Source organism: Steroidobacter sp., assembly GCF_036406195.1.
GTDB lineage: Bacteria > Pseudomonadota > Gammaproteobacteria > Steroidobacterales > Steroidobacteraceae > Steroidobacter.
Window position 1 is genome coordinate 324124 of record NZ_DASWVW010000027.1, and the last position, 20080, is coordinate 344203.

The following is a 20080-nucleotide window of genomic DNA, read 5'->3' on the forward strand; positions in this document are numbered from 1 at the left end:
TCATTCGAACTGGATGCGCAATTGGAGCGCAACAGAGTCCCTGCGGCGTGTAAAGGCCACTACGACCGTTTAGGCGCGCGAGCCGGTTTCTTCGGTTTGGCATCGAGCCGGCCCGAGCTTGCGACCTTCATCAAGCGGCGAAAGTGCGGGCATTCCATGTGATGACGCGCCTGACAGGCCGCCGCGTGGCGCAGGCCATCGCGCATCACACTCAGTCTTTTGATCACCTCGTCCAATTCCTTGGCTTTGGCGGCGAGGCTCGAGCGATCAATGCGCAAGCCACCGTCCGGGGCGAAGCTCTGCGCAATTTCCTTCAGAGAAAAGCCGGCCAGCCGGCCGAGTGCGATCACCGACAGGCGCTCCAGCACTTTTGCATCGAACAGCCGCCGCAAGCCGCGGCGGCCTGCCGAGGCAATCAGTCCTTCCTGTTCATAGAACCGTAGCGTAGAGGCGGGTACACCGGAGCGTTGAGCAACTTGCGCGATGTCCAGGAGCTTCATGCTTGACCTCAAGTCGACTTGAAGTCGTAGAGTGCGTCCACGGTGGTTTACATGCAAGCCGCGGAGTCCAGACATGAGCAACAGTGGCAAAGCCAATCAGGATCAGGTCGAGCTGTGGAATGAAGCGTCCGGGCGGACCTGGGTGGAGATGCAGGCAGTGCTGGATGGCATCCTGGCGCCGTTCGCGTCGAAGGTCATCGACGCGGGCTTTCCGGGCGAGGGCGGCCGGGTGCTCGATATCGGTTGCGGGGCCGGCATGACCACACGGGCCATGGCGCAGCGCCTCGGGCCGCGAGGCCATTGCGTCGGTGTCGATATTTCCGAACCGTTGCTGACCGCGGCGCGGGCTCGCGCAGCCGCGGATCGAGTCGGCAATGCCAGTTTTTTGCAGGCCGACGCTCAAACTCATGCATTCGAGCCGGGCAGTGCCGATGCCATCATCTCGCGTTTTGGGGTGATGTTCTTCGACGACCCGGAAGGCGCATTTGCCAATTTGCGGCGAGCGGTTCGACCGTCCGGGCAGTTGGCTTTCGTGGCCTGGAGAAGCCCGGCCGAAAATCCCTTCATGACCGCGGCAAAGCGTGCAGCCGAGCCATTGCTTCCAAACATGCCATGCGCCGCTGCGAATGCGCCAGGCCAATTCGCGTTTGCCGATGGCGACCGCGTGCGGCGGATCCTGGAGCGAGCGGGTTGGAGCGACATTGCCGTCCGTCCGGTGGATGCGGAGGGCAATGTTGCCGAAAAGGACTTGTTTGCTTATGTGACCAAGCTTGGCCCGGTGGGTGTCGCGTTGAGAGATGTGCAGGACGCGGCGCTACAAGCGCGCGTAGCAGAGGCTCTGCGCGCGGCTTTCCAGACTTATATTCGCGACGGCGCCGCCCATTTCACAATGGCGTGCTGGCTCGTCACCGCGGTCCGGCGCGAGTGAGCGCTGATTTGATGCCGACTGCGCTCCCCACGAAGAGCAGCGCAGTTCAGTTCGAGGCGGGGAGCGTCAGAGCACCGAGGCGACCGACTCGGCCAGGAAGTCCACCAAGTCCTGGTCGATGCCGGCGATGTTGATGCGGCCGTCGCGCGTCATATAGATGTGATGTTTCTCGCGCAGCGTATCGGCGGCTTCGGGCTTCAACGGCAGCATCGAGAACATGCCACGCTGATTGGCGATTGCAGCCGCGACTTCGGCCTTGCCCGTCCGCGCCAGGGCGGCGGAGAAAGCATTGCGGAGCTTCATCATGCGCTCGCGCATCGCATTGAGCTCGGCACGCCAATCCTCGGTGAGCTTGGTATCGCTCAGGATGCGGGCGACGATCGCTGCGCCGTGATCCGGCGGCATCGAATAGATGCCACGAGCGATCTTGCGCACATGGCTGACGGACGCGTTGGTCTGCGCTTCGCTTTGCGTCAGCACCATCAGCAATCCGACACGTTCGCGATACAAGCCGAAGTTCTTCGAGCACGAGACGGCGATGAGCGCCTCGGGCACGGTCGCTGCGATCAGGCGGGCGCCTTCGGCATCGGCTTCGATGCCTTCACCGAGACCCTGATAAGCGATGTCGACATACGGCACGAGGCGGCGCTGCACGAGTACGTCGGCCACCTTGCGCCACTGGTCGAGCGACAGGTCGGCGCCCGTCGGGTTGTGACAGCAACCGTGCAGCAGCACCACGTCTCCCGCCGGCAGCGCGTTGAGACGTTCCAGCATGGCATCGAAGCGGACCGTGCCGGTGCGCGCATCGAAGTAGGGATATTTTTCGAGTACCAGGCCCGCGTTGCTCAACAACGGACCGTGGTTGGACCAGGTCGGATCACTGACATGAACCGTTGGCTTTGCGCCGGTCGTGACCAGCAGTTCGGCACCCAGGCGCAGGGCACCGCATCCGCCCGGAGCCTGCATGGCCCTCACGCGCCGACTGGTCACGGCCGTGTGCTTGCTGCCAAGCACCAGCTCCGTCATCAGGGCGTTGAACTGTTCGTTGCCGGCGGGGCCCAGGTAGGTCTTGGTCTGCTGATCGGCAAGCACTGCCTGCTCGGCGGCGCGCACGGCTTTGAGCACCGGCGTGTTGCCGCGCTCATCTTTATAGACACCCACGCCCAGGTCGATTTTTCGGGTCGCCGTGTCGGCTCGAAAGGCGGCCAACAGGCCCAGGATGGGATCCTCGGGGAGGGCTTGCAGATTCTCGAACAAGGGGGGACTCCGTCAGCGTCGACGGCGCGGCAGCGCCAGGATTGGGGCGCCTATCTTAATGAGATGGCAGGCCCCAGGCCATGGCGGCGTTGGGCGGCGCTGTCATCGTCTGGCGGGGACAGGTTCAGGGCTTACGCGCCCAGCCGCAGAAAACCATGTCGGTGATCATACACCGCGTCGGTCGCCTGCCGTTCGGCAGCCAGCCTCGATTCGAGAGTGTCTAGATCGATCTCCGCCTCGCTGACTACGCCATGGCTGGTGATGCGCGAGAGCATGGCTCGAACGATGACCGCGAGATTGGTCGGCTTATCGCGTGTGCTGACAAGCCCTTCGACACGCAGCCCAGGTCGAGTACACGCATGCCAGGTCCAATGCCGGCGTCCCGAAGCAATCTTTCGGTGATGTCCATGCGGTGTCACGATACACGTGCCGCATGAACTTGGCCACATCGATGGCGCGCTACCACCATACGGAGTAGAGCGCGGTCAGGATGGCGATCACGCCCAGCGAACAAACATTGAAGCTTGGCGGGGTCCTGTAAGTCACATCCGCCGTCGTGACGCGGTTCGAGGTCGGCGCGGCCGTCTGCATGAGCGAGAACACGACTGCTAATGTCAGCGCAAGCAGGAATACCACCGCCATCCGATCCATGAATGGCAGCGACGGCCACAGCGCCTTGAGTGCGATGGAGAGGGCGAACGAGCCGATGGTGGCGGCGAGTGCGCCTGCTTCCGTGGCTCGCTTCCAGAACAAGCCGAGCATGAAGATCACGACGATGCCAGGCGTGAAGAAACCGGTGTACTCCTGGATGTATTGGAATGCCTGATCGAAGCTGCCGAGCAACGGCCGCGCCGTGACGATCGCCATCAGAATGGAGGCGACCGCTGCGATCCGGCCCACCAGCACCAGTTGTCGCTCGGGCTTGGGCTGGCCCATCTTGTTGTAAACGTCCAGGGTGAAGATGGTCGCGATGGAATTGATCTTGGAGGCGGTCGAGGCAATGATTGCGGCGATCAACGCGGCGAACACCAATCCGGCAATGCCCGTGGGTAACAACCGCATCATGGTTGGATACGCTTCGTCCGGCTTGACCAGATCCGGCGCCAGCAGCACGGCGGCGATGCCGGGCAGCACGATGATGACAGGCATCAAGAGTTTCAGATAGGCGGCGAAGATCACGCCTTTTTGCGCTTCCTGCAGACTCCTTGCGGCCAACGCGCGTTGAATGATGTATTGATTGAAACCCCAATAGCTCAGGTTCGCGATCCACATGCCGCCGATCAGCACGGACAGGCCCGGTAGATCCTTGTAGTAGGGATGCGCCGACTCGAGGATCATGTGAAAATGTCCGGGCGCGCTTGCCAGCAAGGTGCCGAAGCCCGCCACCACACCGTTGCCGCCGCTGATCTCATTCAAGGTCAGCCACGAGACCAGCAGCCCGCCGAGCACCAGCAACGACACCTGCACGATGTCGGTCATGGCCACCGCACGCAGTCCGCCGCGCAGTTGATACACCAGGGCGAACAAGCCGAGGCCCACCAGCGCGCTGTTCTGATCGATGCCCGCAACCTTGGCCATGGCGATCGAGCCCAGCCAGATGATCGAGGTGAGATTCACGAACACATACAGGCCCAGCCAGAACACCGCCATCAAGGTGCGGATGCGCGGGCCATAGCGCTGCTCGAGAAACTGCGGCATGGTGTAGATCTGGTTCTTCAGGAAGATGGGCAGGAACCATTTGCCGACGATGATCAGCGTCAACGCCGCCATCCATTCGTAGGAGGCGATCGCCAGGCCGATGGCATAGCCCGAGCCGGACATGCCGACGATCTGTTCCGCGGAAATATTGGCGGCGATCAGCGACGCGCCGATGGCCCACCAGGGCAGGGTCTTGGAAGCCAGGAAGTACTCGGCCGAATCCTTGGCCCGGCCGCCGCGCTCGCGAGACACCCACTGCGCCAGTGTGAACAGCCCGATGGCATAGATGACGATGATGACCAGATCGAGCGTGGCAAGCTGCATGTCTGTTGTTCTCTGTCCGTAGGCTCGCGGATCGGCGGAGCACAGCCCCGCAGGTCAGCCGAGCATGGTAAAGACTCAGAAATTGAAGGGGGCGCTTTGCTTGCGCTCGCCGAGCCGGAGGGCGTCCTCGACGAGTTGCAGTGGCGTGGTATCCACATCACTGTCGCCGGCGGCGATCAACGCCGCGAAGCGCTGGTAGAGGCGAACATATTCCTCATCCAACGCCGCGACGTGGGGCGTCTCATCGATGTACAGGCAGCGTCCGCCATCGGCGAGCAGCAACGTTTCTTGGTCGGTCCGCACTTCGATGTTCCAGCAGGGCGTGCCTTTGTATAGAAAGTCGAAGGTTGCCTCGACGCGGACCGATCCGGGATGCGACAACAGCAACTCGGCGGCCAGTGGCGATTGGCAATTGCTCGGATAATCCAGCATCGCCGCCTGCAACGTCAGCTCGCCGGGCAGGATGCGGGTGAGGATCGACAATGCATTGATCCCCGGATCGAACACCCCCATGCCGCCGGCCTGCAGGATCCACTGCTGGCCCGGATGCCACACGCGAATGTCTTCTTTCCAGGTTACGCGGACGTCTTGGATCGTGCGTTCGTCGAGCCACGCGCGCGCGGGCTCGACGCCGCCAGCTTCGCGCGAATGCCACGTTGTAAACAAAGTCCGCCGACGCTGGCGTGCGCGTGTTTCGAGAGCGTGGACCTCAATCACGTTCGCTGCCGGAGGTTTCTCCAGCATCACGTGCAACCCGGCATCGAGTGCGGCTCGCGCCAGGTCGTAGCGACAGGCCGGAGGAGTGCACAGAGAGACCGCGTCCACCGCGATGCCCGCCGCCAGCATTGCGTCGAGGTCACTGAAACTGGACACCGTGGCGGACATTCCGGCAACCGGACCGCCCCGGTCGACGGCCGCAATCAGTTCGAATGAGTTTGTGCGCGCCAGCGCCGGCAAATGCTGATCGCGCGCGATCTTGCCTACGCCCACCAGCGCGATTTTTTTCGCGGCCGATCCCACCTGATGAACCTCCGATCCTTCAGTCACCAGCCATTGTCTGCAGTGAACGGCTGGCGAGCAACGTGCCGTTCCTTTGCTGCCGGCTGGCTTTTGCCAGCGCCGGGAGCTACATTCGCGGCACGTCTGATTTGTATGATATATAGGCTTTATAGACCGCGATCCGACCAATAGCAACAGTCGAACCCCCCGATGGCGGTTTGTGTGTCAGGAGATTGCATGAGGGCGCGGGTGTATGATCGTTCATCGCGACGAGGCCTCTTGATTCGTCTCAAATGAACGGTACCCCTGACGCTTTGGTCTCCAGCGCCAACCACATCGACCTCTGGCTGGCGCATTATCAGGAGATCTCCGATGCCGCCTTGCACGCGGAGTATCGGGCGCTGCTGACCGAGGAAGAACGAAACCAGCAACTGCGGTTCTATTTTCCGGACGATCGGCAGCGATATCTGGTCACGCGCGCGCTGGTGCGCACGGTGCTATCGCGTTACCTCGATATCGATCCCGCCGACTGGCGCTTCGCGAACAATCAGTATGGCCGGCCGGCCATTGCCAATCTCGATCCGGCGGAGTGCGGCTTGCGTTTCAATATCTCGCATACCCGGGGCTTGATCGCGCTCGGCGTAACGCAGCGGCGTGAATTGGGTGTGGACGTGGAAAATGTCCTCACGCGCGAAGTATCGATGGACATCGCGGATCGCTTCTTTGCGCCAGCCGAAGTGGCGGAGCTCGCGACAGTCCCCCCAGAGCGTCAACAGGATCGTTTTTTCGAATACTGGACCTTCAAGGAGTCGTATATCAAAGCTCGGGGCATGGGCCTGTCGATTCCGCTCGGGCAGTTCAGCTTTCATTATCCCCATGAGCGAGCAGTGCATATCGCGATTGATCCGGAGCTGGGTGACGATGCCAATCGTTGGAGTTTCTGGCAGTACCGGCCGACCGCGGCACATTTGCTGGCGGTCTGCGCGGAGCGACGCGAAGGCGAGATACCTTCGCTGACGCTCCGGCGGACCGTGCCTCTCGTCGCGGAGGAGGTTCTGCAGCCGGAGTTGCTGAAAACTTCAGAGGCTGAACCTCCACGCTGAGTTGGCGCGTCACGCAAGCGCGTCGCCCGTGATTCGCCGCAATCGTCAGTGTCCCAGACCGCTAAGGGGGCAGTGAATGCCCTGATAGCCGCACGGTCCGCTGCCGGAGCGTAATTGCGTCATCACCCAATCCGATGCGTCCGCCGGAGGTGTGTCATGACTGGCAGTGGACTCCTGGTACGACTGGAGGCGAGGCACGGCAAGGATCGCGAAGTGGAACAATTCCTGCGATCGGCGGTGCCGCTGGTGGAGGAGGAGATCGGCACGACGGCCTGGTTCGCCATGCGTTTTGGACGTGGCGAATACGGTATCTTCGATGCGTTTCTCGACGACGCCGCGCGCAAGGAGCATTTGGCGGGACCGGTCGCGCTCGCCTTGCAGGAGCACGGCGACGATCTGTTCAATTCGCCGCCCCGAATGCAGGAAGTGCAGATCCTGGCGAACAAGATGCCGGTGACGCACGCCTTTCCCGATACCAAGGGCATATTGCTGACCTTCAAGGCCAAGCCCGGTCACGAGCAGGAGGTCGAAGAGTTTCTGCTCGATGCCCGGCGAGTGGTCATGGACGAAGAGCCGAACACCACCGCGTGGTTTGCCCTTCGCACCCAGGACGGTGAGTACGGCATCTTCGATGTGTTTCCCGACAACGGCGCGCGCTTCGTGCACCTGGTCGGGCACGTGCCGCGCGAGCTGGCAAAACACGCCATATCCATGTTGGGCTCGGTGCCCGAGGTGGAGCTGGTCAGCGTGCAGGCGGAGAAGCTCGGCGTTTGATCGTCATCCTTGCGGTGCCACCTCGCTCGAGGGCTCGCCGCCGCTGCCCGGCTCGTTCAGTTGCTTGCCCGTGCTGCGCGGCTTGCTGAAGGGTGTGGGGCGCGTCTTGGCCTGCGGAGTGTTGCGGAAGATGATGCCTTTGCCCTGTTCGTAGCCACCGCTTGCGACTTCCAGGGCAAAACGTTCGGCATCGCGCTGGCGGACGATCTCGATGACCTGGTCCGCTTCTACATCGCTGGTGCCCAGCTGGCGCAGCGCGGCGCCGCCGAACTGCAAGGCCGATTCGAAAGTTTCTCGCAACTGATAATCGACGCCTGCGCCAACCAGCACGCGCGCGTGCTCGCGATCCGCTGCTCGCACGAGCAGCTTGGCTTGTGAAAACTCCGAACGCACCAGCTCCACGATGCGGTCCGCCGTTTCTCGCTTGTCAACGCAGACCGCGATCGCCCGGGCCGTGGCAGCTCCAGAAGCTCGCAACACATCGAGCCGCGTGCCATCGCCGTAGTACACGGTGAAACCGAACTCCATGGCCGAGCTGACCATTTCGATATCGTTATCGATGATGCTCACATCGACGCCGCGCGCCAGCAGTGCCTGGCTTGCCACCTGGCCGAAGCGACCGAAGCCGATCATGAGCACACTGCCTTCCAGTCCGTCAGCGATGGGAATACCGTCCAGCGATTGCCGGTCCGGCTCGACGAAGCGGCGCGTTGCGATCACGACCAGCGGCGTCAGTACCATCGAGAGCACGACGATGGCGGTGAAGTTGGCATTGAAGGCGGCATCGATGATGCCGCCGGCCGCCGCGGCGCTGTATAGGACGAACGCGAATTCGCCGCCCTGAGCCATCAACACCGCACGGTCCAAGGCATTGACATGCGAGCTATGCGTGATTCGTGCGACGATATAAATGCACAGGGCCTTGGTTGCCATCATCGCCGGCACCGCGATAGCGATCAGCTGCCAGTTCTTTGCCACCACCGACAGATCGAGGCTCATGCCCACCGCCATGAAGAACAGGCCGAGCAGCAAGCCGCGAAATGGCTCGATATCCGCCTCCAGCTCGTGACGGAAGGTCGATTCGGACAGCAACACGCCGGCGATGAAGGCGCCCATCGCCATGGTCAGGCCGCCCATTTCCATGAGCAATGCCGCGCCGAGCACCACCAGCAGCGCGGCCGCCGCCATGATTTCTCGAGTGCGCGCGGCAGCGAGCAGACTGAACAACGGATTGAGCAGCCACAGGCCCACCGCGATCAATGCGGCCAGCGACACAGTCCCCGCCACGATGCCAGGCCAATGCGGCGTGCTGGCATCCGTGACGTGCTGCGGCGACAGGAAGCTCACCAGCGCCAGCAGCGGTACGATCAGCAGATCCTCGAACAACAGCACTGACACTATCTTCTGGCCACGAGGTTGCGCGATGTCGCCGCGCTCGGCCAGCAGTTGCATGACTATTGCCGTGGAAGTGAGCACGAAGCCGGCGCCGCCGATGAATGCCACGATGGGCGACAGGCCCAGCGCCATGCCCACGCCCGTCAAGCCCAAGGTGCAGGCGCCGATCTGCATCGAGCCCAGACCGAATATCGCCCGCCGCAGGCGCCACAGATGCGAGGGGCGCATCTCCAGGCCGATGATGAAAAGAAACATCACCACGCCGAGCTCGGCGAATCGCAGGATGGCCGCCGGATCGGCGAACAATTTGAAACCGAACGGACCGACGATGAGGCCCGCGGCCAGATAGCCGAGCACCGAGCCCAGGCCGAGCCGGCGAAACAACGGCACGGCGACCACCGCGGCGCCCAGCAAGGCCACCGTATTGATCAGCATGTTCGGATCGGTTTCGGCAGCCATCGTGATCCCAGCTCCGTGATGAATCGACCGTCAAGCGCGAGCGGCGCGGCACCCCATCATAGGCAGACCGCGCGGCACCTGGGAAACTCAGCGCGGTTGGGCCGACTGCTGGAACAGGCCGGCGATCACCGAGCGCAGCCAGCGGTTGCGCTCGTCGTGGTGAAATTTGCGGTGCCAGGACTGTTTCAGATCGATGCGTGGCGCTTCGAACGGCAGCCCGACCATACGCAGCTGAGCCGAGACGCTGGAGAAGTAGCGCGCCAGCGGTTCGGGCACGGTAACGATCATGTCCGACTGCGCTACGATGATCGGCGCACTGGAAAAGTGCGGCGTCGTGAGCACGACTTGCCGCCGGATCTTCTTGCGAGCCAGGTAGCGCTCGATCACTTCCTCGGTGCGGCTTTCGGCGCGCACCACCACGTGTTCCAGCTGCAAGTATTGCTTCAAGGTGAGCTTGCTGGCGGTGACCGGATGATCGGCACGCAGCAGGCTGGCGAAGGTGTCCGAGAACAGGGTCTGCTGAAAGAAGTTGTGCTTCTTCAGGTCGGGGAAGTAACCCATGGCCAGGTCGATCGCGCCGGACTCGAGCCCCGCGGCCACATCATTCGCGGGCAGGCTGACGGAGCGCACCTGCGCCCGGGGCGCCAGCTTGCGTAACTTTTTCAGCAGCGTCGGCAGGAACACGATTTCGCCCACGTCCGACAGCGCCAGATTGATGGGCTGCTGGCTGGTCGCCGGTTCGAAACTGGGCGCGGCGACGATGTCCGATCCAACCCGTCCCAGCACGAAGCGCGCCGATTCGACCAGGGACAAGGCGCGGGGCGTGGGCTGCATGTTGTTGCCGGAGCGGACGAACAACGGATCGTTGAAGAATTCCCGCAGCCGGGCCAACGCCGAGCTGACGGCGGGCTGGCTCTTGCTCAGCTTCACGGCGGCGCCGCTCACGCTGCGGGATTCGTCGAGCGCCACCAGGACGTACAGCAGATTCAGATCGAGCTCGCTCACGCGTTCCCCCCAAAGGCCAAGTGGCTAGCGGCTAGCGGTTGGCGGTTAGGCAGAAGGGACCGGGACTTGCCGCTGCTCTGACTGACCACTAACCGCCAACCGCCAACCGCTGGGTTGTCGCTATCTGTTTTTCGAATACGGCGACTATATAGCATTCCATTGCCGGATTCAGTGCCGGGGCGGCCTCATTCGTGCGAGGCCTTCTCGCGCATTTTTTCGCGCATCCGGGCCGCTACTTCCTCGGCTGGCAGCATGAGGGTCTCGTCCGAGAGCACGACGACTTCGGAAACGGTGGGGGAGTCGTCCTCGGCCGTGTCGGATTCGGCGGCTGCCTTGGCCAACGGCCAGCTATTGGCGTTACGCAGAACCTTGAATGCCTCTTCGGCTTCCAGCGGCCGGCAATAGAAGTATCCCTGCGCGTAGTCGCAGCCCATGCGCTGCAGGTCGTGCGCGGCGGCGTCGGTCTCCACGATCTCGGCCACCGATTTCAAGCCAAGGCTGGCAGTCATCTGCACGATGGCGGCGGCGATCGCGCTGTTGGCATGGGCGGAACCGGCGCGATCGACAAAGGGCCGGTCGATCTTCACGTAGCTGAAGGGGAACAGCTGCAGATAGCTCAACGATGAATAGCCGGTGCCGAAGTCATCGAGCATCATTTCGATGCCCAGGCTGTGCAGGCCATCGAGAATGTCGCGCGCGTCGCCAGGATTGTTGATCAATCCGCCCTCGGTCAGCTCGAGCTTGAGTGTCTCCGGCGGCGCGCCCGTGTCCTTGAGGACCTGCGCCACATACGCCGGGAACTCCGGATCGCGCAGCGCCGCGGCGGACACGTTCACCGTGACATAGAAATTCCGCTCGCGTGGCAATCGATGCCGCCATTCCGCCGCCAACGTGCAGACCTGAAGCAGGGTCCAGCGCGTGATGGGCACGATCAAGCCCACTTCTTCCGCCAGGGCGAGAAACTTGTCCGGCGTCAGCATGCCTTCGATCGGATGCCGCCAGCGCAGCAGCGATTCGACACCCGCGACGTAGTGATTGCGCAGATCGACGATGGGTTGATACAGCAGATGCAGCTCGCGGCGCTGAAGTGCGATATGCAGGTCCGCTTCCAGGCTGACCAGGCTCGCGGCGCTACCGCCCATCGCGGGTTGATAGGCAACCGCTGTCGCGCTGTCGTGCCGCTTCGCGACCGACAGCGCAATGTCGGCTTCTCGCACCACTTCTTCGGCGCGCTGCAGGCCGGACTCGATACAGGTCACACCGGCGCGGGCCGCCACGTTCAAGCGATGCTTGCGCAGGTCGAAGGGCTGATGCAGCGTCTGCTGGAGCAGCATCGCAATGTCGAGCGCGTCGTCGGGGGAGGCAACGTCGAAGACCAGCACCGCGAACTGATCGCCGCTCCAACGCGCGAGCACGCATTCGAGCTGCGAGGTGGCTCTCTGGAACCGTCGCGCCGCTTGCACCACCAGTTCGTCGCCGGCAGTGTGACCCAGCGAGTCGTTGATGAGCTTGAAGCGGTCGATATTGATCAGCATCACCGCGAGCCGCTTGCGCCGGCGAGTGCGGACTTCACGCAAGGCGCGATCGAGCTGATCCATGAAGTAGCGGCGGTTGGGCAGGCCGGTGAACGCATCGTGATATCGCGAGTGCTCGAAGCTCTTCTGCAGGTTTTCTTTCTCTTCGATTTCCAGCGCCAGCTTGCGGTTGCTCGCTTGCAATTGCCGGCGCGAGAGCGCGAGTGCATCCCGTGCGCGATGCAACGCATGCACCAGGTCGTGAGTGGCGAACGCCAACAGCCATGCGACCACGGCGAGCAGGGCAATGGCGGCGGCAAGCTCGCGGGCGGGATACCAACCGGATTTTGGCCGCAGCGCCAGACGTACATAGCCGCCCGGAAGATCCTGAGCGTAGGCTTCGGGAATACGAATGCGGCTGACGATGCCGTCCTCGAGCGGCGCGATTTTGCTGCTGACGAAAATACGCGGCGTGGCCCCGGCGGCGTCGATCTTGGAAAGCTCGAAATCGTATTCAGGATCCACCAGCCGGCCCAGTTGTAATCTGGACAGCAGCTGATCCAACTCCACGCGAGCGCCAGCAGGTTGCTCGCGTCGCGCCAATGTTTGGAGCTGCCGTTCGATGGAGCGGCTGTAGGTTGCGACCAGCGTTCCCGCTGTGGCGCGCATTTGCTCGGCGCGCTCGTTCACGCTCAGCGCGATCAACCTGCCGCCGGCCAGCACCACCACTGTCAACACCAGCAGCGTCAGCAGCCATTGCGAGCGAGGCTTCAGGAACGCGGGTTTCATTGCGGCCGGCCGCGGGAGCCCAGATAAGCTGTCAGGCTCAACGTCACCGTGACTTTTTCACTGGTCTCCAACTCCAGGTAATCGCCCAGCAACAGCACTTCGCCCCAGGAGAATGTCTTGCCGATGCCCAGGAACCCCTGGGCCAGGTCTTGCACGGGCAGGCGCACGCCAATCGGCAGGTTCACCACGCTCGGATCGGCCGTGCCCGTGGCCCCGCCGAGAAGCAAGTTCACGTGCTGACCGTAGTGATCGATGCGCGCCGTGGTCAGTTGGGTGCCCAGGTTGCCGCCCACCGATTCCGCATAGGAAACATTGGTCGAGAAGCGCGGCGTCCAGAAATAAGTGACGCCCAGCTTCGGCAGATTGCCGTGCGTTCTGTCGATGTCGATCTGGCGGCTTTCGAGTTGCACCGAGAGCTTCGGTCCGAACGACTGGCTCAGACCGAGCACGCCGACCTGATAGTCGAACTCGCGCCCGTCGTCGTCGCCATCCCCATAGTGGAATTCACCGAACACTGTGAAGCGCGAAGCCGGCGCGCCATGGCCATAGGCACCGCGCAGGGAACCGAAGGTCCAGCTCGATTCGGCGATGGACTGATACTCGCCGCCGAGACCGAAAATGACATCCGGTGTGAAGTAATGCAGATAGTTCAGCGAGCCGCCGTGGCCGTCCTCGTCGACGCCGGTATCTTTGAGGGTCGAACCATTGCCCGAGAGGGTCAGGCGATCGGGCGGCCGCGCATCGATTTCGGCGGCGAAGGCGGGCGCCACCGAGATGATCGCGAGCGATGAGCACAGCAAAGCGATGGAATGCCTCATGGCGGTGTCACCAACGTTGATTTGGAGATGCCGTTCTTGGCAGCGTCGGGCAGGTGCGCGGTTGCGGTGAGCTCGCTGCGATCGCCAATGGCGGCGCGCCCCATGGGCAGCAGCGCGACGATGTAGAGTCTTTCGTCCTCGCCCGGCAGCGGCGTGGCCGAGCAGGTGACTTGATAGACGCGCGGGCCGATCTCGATGTGCATCTTGCGCCGGCCGGTCAGGCCCGGTTCCCACCAGCGCGGCGGCAGCCCACCGAGCGACAACAGCTGGGATGCATCGGCATCCTTTTCCAGCGCGGCGAACAATGCCTGGGCGGGCTGATTGAACGACAACAGCCGGCCCTGCGAATCGATGACCAGCATGGCTTGTCCGCTCACGTCCAGCGCCGCGTGCGCGGTGAACTCTTCGGTCCTGTCGCGAATGACGACGAGCGCGAAGCGCCGCCCGGTCTGCGTCAGGTGCCGCACCTGCACTTCGGTGGCGCGCAGCCGATCCTTCGCATGAATCATGCTCAAGGGCACGACACCGCCCGGGCCCGTGATCAGTTCCTGAACCATCTCCGGGTACGAGAAGCGGATGGCCTCGAACAGCGAGCGTCCAGTGACCGATTCATCGGCCTGATAGCGCGTGGCCTGCACGCTGGCACACACGACCTGCATCGTGTCGCTGTCCACGAGCAGGGCGGGGCTGGGCATTGCTTCGATCAGCGTGCTCCAGAATTCCTGGCCGCGCTCCGCCTCGGCGCGCGCGGCGGTGACATGCGAATGCAAGCGTTCGAAGATCGTGCTCAGATATTCGGCAGCAACAGCGCACGCGAACAGCAGGATTGCGAACACCTGCAGCAGCACGGCGTAGAAGGTGGAAGGAGCATAGAAGCCTGGGAAGGTCGCCGTCGCTCTTTGCTGACCGAGCACGGCTGCGAGCGCCGCGCCCGCCGTATCGAGCCCGGGCACATACCACCGCAGCTCGGGCGCTTGTGCCAATGCGATCACGGCGGTGACGAGGATCGCAAGCAGCGCCATCAAGTACGGCTGCCAGCGAGATAGAAAGATCGCGCCCACCACGGGCAGAGTGAACACCATCAGGAACGCCGGATTCTGCAAGCCGCCCGCGTTCAACCAGATGAAACCCACGATGATGATGCCCGCCACGTGCAACAGCGTCAGCACCGGACGGCGCTCACCGACGCGCGCAGGTTTACCGACGACCGTGAACGAGATATGGATCGCGCCCAGCGCCAGCAATCCCAGGCAAGCGGCGACGAAGTTGATGTCGAGCGAGCTCACCAGCCAGGGCACCACCGTGGCGAGCAGGATGGCGAAGATGGTCAGCAGCCACGTGTCATCCAGCAGGTGGACGCGTGGGTCGGTCCACGTCGGAGCGGGGACGATCTGTGTGTCGCCGATGTTCATCGCTGCACGGCGCCCGTGGGCGGAACCTTGGTGTCGCCGGCCGCGACCGTCGCCGCTCCAGCGGTGAAGTTGTTGCCTTCGAGAAAGGGCGCCGAGCGAATGCGCTCGCCGCCGCCTTCGGGCTGAAAATCGATGACCTTGAGCGGCAATGCCCGTGGTCGCGTGACTTGATTGCCGCGCAGGATGGGCGAATCGCCAATCACATCGATGCCGTTGAACTTCGGCTCGATGATGGTGTTGTCGATGGCGCTGCTGGGGCTGCGTTGGTTGCCGAGCACGAACGCCAGGCCGTAGCCACTGTTGTGGATGCGATTGCCACGCACGAGGGTGTCGCCCGAGCTCTTGAGCATGATGCCGTACGCGGCCAGGCCATCGAACTCGTTGTCTTCGATGACCGCGCCGCGCGCGTTCTCGGCAACGATGCCCATCGCTGCGCCTCGGCTGATGCGATTGCCACGGGCCACTGCACCGGTGCCCATCAGCTGCATGGCGGCTTCGGCCGAGTCGAGCAGCTCGTTGCGCTCCATGATCACGGCCACGTTGGCAGTGAGAATTCCAATGCGTTCCTTGTTGAAACGGTTGTCACGTACAGTGACGGCGCCGCCGCCGTTGTCGGGTTCGCTGCGCACGGCCCACAGTCCGGCATCGCGATGCTCGCTGAACTGGTTCTTGACCACCATGGCGTTGCGATTGGCAGCCGCGAAGCGCACACCGACGCGGTTCTTCGCAAAGCGATTGCGCTCCAGCATGAGTTGGCTGGCGTTCTCGGCCACGTCGACACCGACATCGCAGTCTTCGATCGTGGTCGTCTGCAGCTTGAAGCGTTCCGCGCGCAGCAGGATGCCGGCGGCTTTGCAGTTGCGGATGTGAATACCTTCGATGGAAACATTGGGACCGGCGACATCGAGCACTGCGCCGCCCGGCAAGGCGTTCGCATCGATCTGCGTTCCTTGCTCGCCTGCGACGAGATGGATGCCGCGCGCGTTGGCTACGGGCGGCAACGTCGATCTCAACGTGATCTTCGGTACTTGCAGTGAGATGGTGACCTCCGCATCGGCGGCGGTGGCCTTGAACAGTGCTTCACGCAACGTGCCGGGGCCTCGATCGTTGCCACTGGTGACGTCGATCGACGGCGCGTTCGCCGCTTGCCCTGGAGTGACCTGGCGCGACTCGTACCAGTAGCCCAGGGCGACGAACACGCCGAGCAGCACGAACACGACGATGGAAATGGTGGAACGGCGGCTAAGCGGCATGGGCGCCCCCGGTAGGCTGGAGCACGAACACCGCATGCCATGAGCGTTGCACGGCCCAGCGGCCGAAGATCATGTCGATCGGCGTCGACAGCAGTGTCACCGCAGCGGTGGCGGATATTCCCAGCGCTCGTGGCAAGTGCCGCAGATGAGGCAATAGCCAGGTCTTGAACGGAGCGGGATCGACCCCGCTGATCGCGCGCAATTCCAGGCCCATTTGTGAGAAGAGATCCAAGTACGCTCGGCGCGGACGCGCGCGGAACACCGTTGTGTCGCAGTGTTGAGCGATGTTTGCTGGCGCTGCTTCCAGCAGCACCATTCGACCGCCGGGGACGAGGTGCTCGGCCATGCGTTGTACCGCGGAGCGCAGCGCCTCAGTATCGAGAATGTGCTGGAGGACAGTGACGCCGATGATCAGATCGAATTTCTCGCCGGCATCCAGCTGCGCGAGGTCTTGCAACAGGAAACGGCAGCGATCGCCGAGACCTTTGGCATTCGCACGGCGCTTGGCTTGAGCGATCATGGTGGGGCTCAAATCCATGCCGGTGACGATCCCGCCGCGCGCGGCCAGCAGAGTGCTCCAGCGGCCGACGCCACAACCAACATCGAGCACGCGCGTTCCCGGCTCGATTTCGAGCCAGGGACGTAGCGCCAGGTGCTGGCTGCAATGGATCATGAGGTTGTAGAACTCCGGCATGCCGTACGAGCACACAGCCGCGAGTCCAGAACCTTGCGCGGCGAAGCGCCGCGCCCGGTCTTCCCAATAAAGATGGGGCAGGTAGCGCTCGGGCGCTGGAGCGCCGCGGGCGTTCATGAGGCCCTCCGCATGAGACTCGTCTTCTCCTCCAGCGGCAGCGTGGTGCTGGCGCTCGGCAGCGGCTCGTAGTGATCGCGATACAAGCGACGGTCCCACAGCTTGACGGTCAGCCAGTTGACGTAGCCGACAGTCATCGGGGCGATGTGCGTGATGGCGTAGAACAGATACAGCGGCACTATCGGTGCGATGTAGGCGCGCTCTTGTTTCGGCACCACCGTGAACAACGCGAACACGCCCAGCGCGAGATAACTACCGATCGCGGCGATGAAGTAGCTCGGATTGATCAAGGTATTGCGCGGCAGCACGTTCACCAGGAACAGATTGTCGAAGCCGCTGATGAAACTGAGCACCAGCAGGATCGCGCTGATGATTTTCAGCGGATGCACGATCAGAGACAGGCCGCCCAGATAGATGACGAAGTGATACATGGCGAACGGCGTGCGCTTGGCCACGCGCCAGATGTCGCTGAAGCGCTCGATATAGACCTTGAGCAGGCCGTAGTACCAACCCACGCGCTGCGAGAACCAGCGCCGCACGTTGCCTGGCCCTTCGGTGCTGACGACCAGGCGCCCGTCGTAATAGATACGTTCGCCCTGGCTCAGCAGGATCAGCGCGTTCTGCAGGTCCTCGGCATAGATCGAATGGGTATGTTCGGCGAGCGCGCGCTCCAGTGCATCGCGCCGATAGCAGGACACGCCGGATGTGATGCTGTAGTCCGCCAGGCTTTCGCGACCGATACGAAATGCCAACGCATACTCGAACGCCTGGAAGCGCGCGAGAAAGCCGTCGGGCTCGATCATGACTCGCGGACAGACCGCGGCCGCGCCGGATTGCTGGAAGTCCCGAACGAAACGCTCGAAGTCGATCCGGCTGCCGCCGTTCTTGCCGCGAATGCGAATGTCCGGATCGACCACCATGACGGTCTCGATATGCGCCGGCAGGCGTTCCAGCAGGCGGCGGATCGCGGCGGGCTTGCGGCGATTCACGCCGTCGTCAAAGCAGCGCCAGCCCGCGTGCCGCAAGCGAAGCACGGTGGCATCGGTCGAGCCGTCGCTGATGAGCCAGACTTTGTCGCGGTACGCCGCGAACGCGTCCATGAACTCTTCGAGCAGCGGTTCCAGGTTGTAGATCGACGCGATGATGGCATAGGGGCGAACGGGGACCAGCTGGCGTGCGCCGGCCGGTAGCGTGGCCGATAGATCGATCGATAAATGACGGTTCTCTTCGGTGGGCGCCGTGGCGATGTGACGGCGCCGCACGTGCAGCCGCAGAATGAAATCGAGTGCGTCCGTGTAGACGATCAGGTTGGCCAGGCCGTACACCAGCAAGGAGAAGCTGGCGGTCTGCAGATTGGCCGCCGACAGCGCAATCCAGCCTGCGAGCAGCGCGCAGACCGCGAGCGGTGCCAGCAGACTCCAGGGTGTGTTGAATTTCACGCGATCGCAACGGCCCGTCCGGCCGTCGCCCTCCGTACCTGAGGTAAACGGGATTCGAGCTCGGCACGCACTTCCTGTTCGGGTGCGACGTCGATGCCATGCTGGGCCAGCACAGGGATGCCGGCCTGGATCCATACCAGCGAACGCAATCGTGACGGCAGATGCGTGGCGCATGGCTGCAAGTCGGCAAGCAATGTTTCGAAGTTGCGCTCGATCCGCAGGATGACGTCACGAACCGTCGGATCGATGGGCAGGATCTTCGCGGGCTGCGCCCACTCGATGTTTGTGCCCTCGATGCGCCGGCGCGCGAACTCGGTGTGCGGAACGAGGGTGGGATCGCGCGCAAAGGCGGCACCCGAGAACGGAATCACATAGGGATACATGCCAATCTCACATCCTTGTTTGAGCCATCGATAGGCTTCGCGCATCGTCTCCGCTACATCGTCGAGCGTGGCCCGCGGTGAGCTGAGAATCAGATCGAGGAACGGCGTGATGCCGAGATCGAGCGTGGCGTTCAGCATCGGAGCGATGTGGCGATGGATGTGCCCCTTGTTGAACTCGTTCAGCACGTTGCGCGAGAAATTCTCGATGCCGAAGCCGAGCACGCGAAAGCCGGCCCGTCGCATGGCACCGAGGCGTTCCTCATTCATGGCATCGATGCGATTGGTGCTGATGAATTGCAGGTCCTTGGGAATGTCGCCGGCCTGCTTGGCCGCGACGATGCCTTCGCACAAGGGCAGGACGCGGCGGTCCTTGGAGAACACGAAAATGTCGTCCTGGAAAATGACGGTGCGCGCGCGCGGGTGAGTGGCGACGATGCGCTTGATCATGGCGAGACATTCTTCGGCATCCAGTCGCGCGATCGAGGCTACGCTGCCCTGCGACTCGTGCAGGAAATTGGTCGAAGAGCAGAAGGTGCAGCCCATGGGGCAATAGTTCAGCGTGATCAGCCGCACCGAGCGGATTTCCGCGAGCGCCGCTTCGCGCGCCGCTTTCGTAGGCAAGCCACCGACGCGATACGCCGCTTCGAGGCGTTCCCAATACGCCTCGTAAGGCATGATTTCGTAGGGCGTTGCGAAGATGGCGTCGCGCAACTGGTCATGAGTCATGGCCGGCTGTCGCAAACGGAGCAGGGAGCCATCGGCTCGTCGCTCCACGGTGCCGGCGACGCCGCCCAACGATTGTCGATTGCGGAGCCGCGTTGCAATCTCGAGCAGCGGTCGTTCGCCCTCGCCTAGAATCACGCGATCGAAGGGGCCTAGCTCGAACAGCAACTCGGGGCGAAACGTGGCCTCCATGCCGCCGGCCACCATGAATGCTTGGGGCGCGAGTCGCCGGGCGAGGTGTGCCAACTCCAGGTCGAACCGCAAAGTCATGCCGGTGGTGGACAGGCCGATGACATCCCACGCATCGCGCAGTATTTCGCGTTCCAGCGCACGCTCCGGCGGCCCGACACAACAATTGGGATCGAAGACTCTTACGTCGACGCCGTGTCTGGTCAGCACCCCGGCGAGGCGCCACACGCCCAGTGGCGGTGCCAGAAAGGTGTATTCCCCACAATGCGGGTCGTATGGACCCACTAATAGAATTCTGGTCAAGTTC

Annotated in this window: 17 protein-coding genes; 3 read left to right on the plus strand and 14 right to left on the minus strand. The window is 63.0% G+C overall.

The window, feature by feature from the left end:
- Positions 1 to 59: 59 nt before the first annotated feature.
- A complete protein-coding gene (locus tag VGE08_RS12975; protein WP_331068317.1) occupies positions 60 to 500 on the minus strand; it encodes a helix-turn-helix domain-containing protein in 441 nt (146 codons plus the stop codon).
- Between the two features lie 73 nt (positions 501 to 573).
- Here VGE08_RS12975 and VGE08_RS12980 point away from each other — a divergent pair, with 73 nt between their 5' ends.
- Positions 574 to 1428 carry a class I SAM-dependent methyltransferase gene (locus tag VGE08_RS12980; protein ID WP_331068318.1) on the plus strand — a complete coding sequence of 285 codons (855 nt, stop codon included), beginning with the start codon at positions 574 to 576 and terminating at the stop codon, positions 1426 to 1428.
- Between the two features lie 66 nt (positions 1429 to 1494).
- On the opposite strand, the gene VGE08_RS12985 is transcribed toward VGE08_RS12980, so the two are convergent.
- The 4 genes from VGE08_RS12985 to VGE08_RS13000 all read right to left on the minus strand — a co-directional run bounded on the left by VGE08_RS12985 (position 1495) and on the right by VGE08_RS13000 (position 5754).
- Positions 1495 to 2685, minus strand: a complete 1191-nt coding sequence (locus VGE08_RS12985) for an amino acid aminotransferase (RefSeq protein ID WP_331068319.1) — start codon at positions 2683 to 2685, stop codon at positions 1495 to 1497.
- Between the two features lie 131 nt (positions 2686 to 2816).
- Entirely contained in the window at positions 2817 to 2960 is a 144-nt protein-coding gene (locus tag VGE08_RS12990) for a hypothetical protein (RefSeq protein ID WP_331068320.1), read from the minus strand.
- 184 nt (positions 2961 to 3144) lie between these two features.
- Positions 3145 to 4707 carry a sodium/sugar symporter gene (locus tag VGE08_RS12995; protein ID WP_331068321.1) on the minus strand — a complete coding sequence of 521 codons (1563 nt, stop codon included), beginning with the start codon at positions 4705 to 4707 and terminating at the stop codon, positions 3145 to 3147.
- Between the two features lie 75 nt (positions 4708 to 4782).
- A complete protein-coding gene (locus VGE08_RS13000; RefSeq protein WP_331068322.1) occupies positions 4783 to 5754 on the minus strand; it encodes a Gfo/Idh/MocA family oxidoreductase in 972 nt (323 codons plus the stop codon).
- Between the two features lie 245 nt (positions 5755 to 5999).
- Between VGE08_RS13000 and VGE08_RS13005 the strand changes: the two genes are divergently transcribed.
- A complete protein-coding gene (locus VGE08_RS13005; RefSeq protein WP_331068323.1) occupies positions 6000 to 6809 on the plus strand; it encodes a 4'-phosphopantetheinyl transferase family protein in 810 nt (269 codons plus the stop codon).
- Between the two features lie 156 nt (positions 6810 to 6965).
- A complete protein-coding gene (locus VGE08_RS13010) occupies positions 6966 to 7583 on the plus strand; it encodes a hypothetical protein (protein ID WP_331068324.1) in 618 nt (205 codons plus the stop codon).
- Positions 7584 to 7586: 3 nt separating this feature from the next.
- Here the strand turns inward: VGE08_RS13010 and VGE08_RS13015 are convergent, their stop codons facing one another.
- From VGE08_RS13015 to VGE08_RS13055, 9 genes are all read right to left on the minus strand, one after another.
- A complete protein-coding gene (locus VGE08_RS13015) occupies positions 7587 to 9437 on the minus strand; it encodes a monovalent cation:proton antiporter-2 (CPA2) family protein (RefSeq protein ID WP_331068325.1) in 1851 nt (616 codons plus the stop codon).
- Positions 9438 to 9524: 87 nt separating this feature from the next.
- Positions 9525 to 10442 (minus strand): LysR family transcriptional regulator, encoded by a 918-nt coding sequence (locus tag VGE08_RS13020; protein WP_331068326.1) that lies wholly within the window; start codon positions 10440 to 10442, stop codon positions 9525 to 9527.
- A 185-nt stretch (positions 10443 to 10627) separates the two neighbouring features.
- Positions 10628 to 12745, minus strand: coding sequence for a bifunctional diguanylate cyclase/phosphodiesterase (locus VGE08_RS13025; protein ID WP_331068327.1), 2118 nt, complete (start codon positions 12743 to 12745; stop codon positions 10628 to 10630).
- Entirely contained in the window at positions 12742 to 13563 is an 822-nt protein-coding gene (locus VGE08_RS13030; protein ID WP_331068328.1) for a hypothetical protein, read from the minus strand. The genes VGE08_RS13025 and VGE08_RS13030 overlap by 4 nt, the downstream gene beginning before the upstream one ends.
- On the minus strand, positions 13560 to 14975 hold the full coding sequence (locus VGE08_RS13035) for a hypothetical protein (protein ID WP_331068329.1): 1416 nt from the start codon (positions 14973 to 14975) through the stop codon (positions 13560 to 13562). Before VGE08_RS13035 ends, VGE08_RS13030 begins: the two co-directional genes overlap by 4 nt.
- Positions 14972 to 16228, minus strand: coding sequence for a right-handed parallel beta-helix repeat-containing protein (locus tag VGE08_RS13040; RefSeq protein ID WP_331068330.1), 1257 nt, complete (start codon positions 16226 to 16228; stop codon positions 14972 to 14974). Before VGE08_RS13040 ends, VGE08_RS13035 begins: the two co-directional genes overlap by 4 nt.
- On the minus strand, positions 16218 to 17039 hold the full coding sequence (locus VGE08_RS13045) for a class I SAM-dependent methyltransferase (protein ID WP_331068331.1): 822 nt from the start codon (positions 17037 to 17039) through the stop codon (positions 16218 to 16220). The genes VGE08_RS13040 and VGE08_RS13045 overlap by 11 nt, the downstream gene beginning before the upstream one ends.
- Positions 17036 to 18478 (minus strand): glycosyltransferase family 2 protein, encoded by a 1443-nt coding sequence (locus VGE08_RS13050; protein ID WP_331068332.1) that lies wholly within the window; start codon positions 18476 to 18478, stop codon positions 17036 to 17038. Before VGE08_RS13050 ends, VGE08_RS13045 begins: the two co-directional genes overlap by 4 nt.
- Positions 18475 to 20058: a B12-binding domain-containing radical SAM protein gene (locus VGE08_RS13055; RefSeq protein WP_331068333.1), complete on the minus strand. Its 1584-nt coding sequence runs from the start codon at positions 20056 to 20058 to the stop codon at positions 18475 to 18477. The genes VGE08_RS13050 and VGE08_RS13055 overlap by 4 nt, the downstream gene beginning before the upstream one ends.
- Between the last annotated feature and the right edge of the window lie 22 nt (positions 20059 to 20080).

Excerpts from the sequence above, each read along its gene's own strand:
- VGE08_RS12975 (WP_331068317.1), bottom strand. The coding sequence starts at position 500 with ATGAAGCTCCTGGACATCGCGCAAGTTGCTCAACGCTCCGGTGTACCC.
- VGE08_RS12980 (WP_331068318.1), top strand. The coding sequence starts at position 574 with ATGAGCAACAGTGGCAAAGCCAATCAGGATCAGGTCGAGCTGTGGAAT.
- VGE08_RS12990 (WP_331068320.1), bottom strand. The coding sequence starts at position 2,960 with ATGCTCTCGCGCATCACCAGCCATGGCGTAGTCAGCGAGGCGGAGATC.
- VGE08_RS12995 (WP_331068321.1), bottom strand. The coding sequence starts at position 4,707 with ATGCAGCTTGCCACGCTCGATCTGGTCATCATCGTCATCTATGCCATC.
- VGE08_RS13005 (WP_331068323.1), top strand. The coding sequence starts at position 6,000 with ATGAACGGTACCCCTGACGCTTTGGTCTCCAGCGCCAACCACATCGAC.
- VGE08_RS13010 (WP_331068324.1), top strand. The coding sequence starts at position 6,966 with ATGACTGGCAGTGGACTCCTGGTACGACTGGAGGCGAGGCACGGCAAG.
- VGE08_RS13015 (WP_331068325.1), bottom strand. The coding sequence starts at position 9,437 with ATGGCTGCCGAAACCGATCCGAACATGCTGATCAATACGGTGGCCTTG.
- VGE08_RS13025 (WP_331068327.1), bottom strand. The coding sequence starts at position 12,745 with ATGAAACCCGCGTTCCTGAAGCCTCGCTCGCAATGGCTGCTGACGCTG.
- VGE08_RS13030 (WP_331068328.1), bottom strand. The coding sequence starts at position 13,563 with ATGAGGCATTCCATCGCTTTGCTGTGCTCATCGCTCGCGATCATCTCG.
- VGE08_RS13035 (WP_331068329.1), bottom strand. The coding sequence starts at position 14,975 with ATGAACATCGGCGACACACAGATCGTCCCCGCTCCGACGTGGACCGAC.
- VGE08_RS13040 (WP_331068330.1), bottom strand. The coding sequence starts at position 16,228 with ATGCCGCTTAGCCGCCGTTCCACCATTTCCATCGTCGTGTTCGTGCTG.
- VGE08_RS13045 (WP_331068331.1), bottom strand. The coding sequence starts at position 17,039 with ATGAACGCCCGCGGCGCTCCAGCGCCCGAGCGCTACCTGCCCCATCTT.